Origin of the sequence: Microbacterium sp. ZW CA_36, assembly GCF_044987475.1 — a bacterium.
Lineage (GTDB): Bacteria > Actinomycetota > Actinomycetes > Actinomycetales > Microbacteriaceae > Microbacterium.
This window is the reverse complement of sequence record NZ_JBJDRL010000133.1, coordinates 1-2,085: the sequence shown is the minus strand read 5'-3', so window position 1 is coordinate 2,085 and position 2,085 is coordinate 1. Positions and strand designations below refer to the sequence as shown.

Below are 2,085 nucleotides of genomic sequence, written 5' to 3'. Positions count from 1 at the left end.
CGACGGCGAGCACGACGCTGATGGCCATGCAGCGTTCGCCGGCGGCACCGTAGCCCGCATTGACGGCCTGGTCGGCCACGAGGTCGAGGTCGGCATCCGGAAGCACCAGCATGTGGTTCTTGGCGCCGCCGAGCGCCTGCACGCGCTTGCCGTGCTTCGACGCCGTCTCGTAGATGTACTGCGCGATCGGGGTGGACCCGACGAACGAGATGGAGGCCACGTCGGGGCTCTCGAGAAGACCGTCGACAGCGAGCTTGTCGCCCTGCAGCACCGTGAACACGCCGTCCGGCAGCCCGGCTTCACGCCACAGCGCCGCGAGCCACAGCGCCGCCGACGGATCCTTCTCGGACGGCTTGAGCACGACGGCGTTGCCGGCCGCGATGGCGATCGGGAAGAACCACATCGGCACCATCGCCGGGAAGTTGAACGGGCTGATGATGCCGACGACCCCGAGCGGCTGCTTCAGCGAGTAGACGTCGATGCCGCTCGAGGCGTTCTCACTGAACGCGCCCTTGAGGAAGTGCGGGAAACCGGTCGCCAGCTCCACGACCTCCTGGCCACGCAGGATCTCGCCCATGGCGTCGGAGACGACCTTGCCGTGCTCGGCCGTGATGATCTCGGCCAGCTCCCGCTTGCGGGCGTTCAGCAGCTCGCGGAAGCTGAACAGCACCGACTGCCGTCGGGCGATGGAGAACTGCGACCACACCTCGTATCCGCGCAGGGCCGACGCGATCGCCGCGTCGATCTCGGCCTCGTCCGCCAGCGCGACCTGTGCCGACACGGCGCCGGTCGCCGGGTTGTAGACGGGGGCCGTGCGGCCGGACGTCGACGCCCGCTCGCCGCCATCGATCCAGTGCGGGATCACCCGCACATCGGCCTCCGTGGTCGCAGGTGCGACAGCGCTCTCGGCAATGCTCATGGGTGATCCCTTTCGGCGTCGGACAGATCGTGTGGCGATCCCTTAGGCTTGACGCGTCCCAGCCTGTCAGAGAAGAAGAGGCGTTCACGGTGCCCGACCGTCGCGAAGATCGGACGATCCACACGGATCGTCCGGCAGATCGATCCGCAGATGAGACCCTCCCGACCGTGCGCGAGGTGATCGCGCTGGACGCGGTCGCCCACGGTGTTCCCGAGGTGCTCGTCGCAGGCGACGCCCTCGACGCGCGGGTGCGCTGGCTGCACGTCTCGGACAGTGCGGGTGTCGCCCGCCTGCTCGATGGCGGCGAGCTGCTGCTGTCGACCGGCTCCTCGTGGCCCGCAGAGCCCGCGGACCTGCGGAGGTTCATCGACGAGCTCGCCGACGCCGGGCTCTCGGGCCTCGTGCTCGAGCTCGGCACCCACTACCGCTACGTGCCCGCCGTGGTCGTCGAGGCGGCGGCGGCGCGCGACCTCGCGCTGATCGTGCTGCACCGCGAGGTGAAGTTCGTCACGGTCACCGAAGCCGTGCACAGCCGCATCATCACGGGGCAGACCGACGCGCTGCGCGCCCGCGACGAGGTGCGCGAGCGCTTCACGGCGCTCGTGCTGCGCGGCTCGCCCGCAGACTTCATCGTGCATCAGCTGGCGCAGACGCTGGGTGCGCCCATCGTGCTCGAGAACCTCGGCTACGAGGTCGTGGCGGCCGAGGTGCCCCTGGCGATGGAGGAGGAGCTCTTCACCGAGTGGGAGCTGCGCTCCCGATCCGCCCACCGGCGCTCCGAGCAGCGTCGTCAGCGCGGCGCTGTCGCGGGCGCGGACGACTGGCTCATCATTCCCGTCGAGGCGCGCGGCATCCGCTGGGGCAACCTCATCGCCCTTCCGGGTCCGGAGCATGCGGCTGGGCGGATGGCGGTGCTCGAGCAGGGAGCCATCGCCCTCGCGGTCGGCCGTCTCGCCGACGGCGACGCCGACGAATGGGTTCGCATCGGGCGCCGGCGCCTGGTCGACGGACTGCTCGCCGGCCGCTTCGCGGGCGTCGGCGGCGCGGCCGCGCGCCTCGAAGCGGCCGGGCTGCCCTTGCGCGGCGCGAAGCTGTACGGCCTGGTCGTGTCGGGCGCACCCGTCGCGGTGGAGCGAGCGGATGCCGCGGCCCGCGCGCTGCGGGGC

2 protein-coding genes are annotated in these 2,085 nt (G+C 71.1%); one reads left to right on the top strand and one right to left on the bottom strand.

The features are described from left to right. A partial coding sequence (locus ACI3KX_RS22035; protein WP_404911090.1) for an aldehyde dehydrogenase family protein occupies positions 1–919 on the bottom strand: 919 nt, incomplete at its 3' end. 167 nt (positions 920–1,086) lie between these two features. Here ACI3KX_RS22035 and ACI3KX_RS22030 point away from each other — a divergent pair. After that, positions 1,087–2,085: PucR family transcriptional regulator ligand-binding domain-containing protein (locus tag ACI3KX_RS22030; protein ID WP_404911089.1), on the top strand; the 999-nt coding region annotated here is incomplete at its 3' end.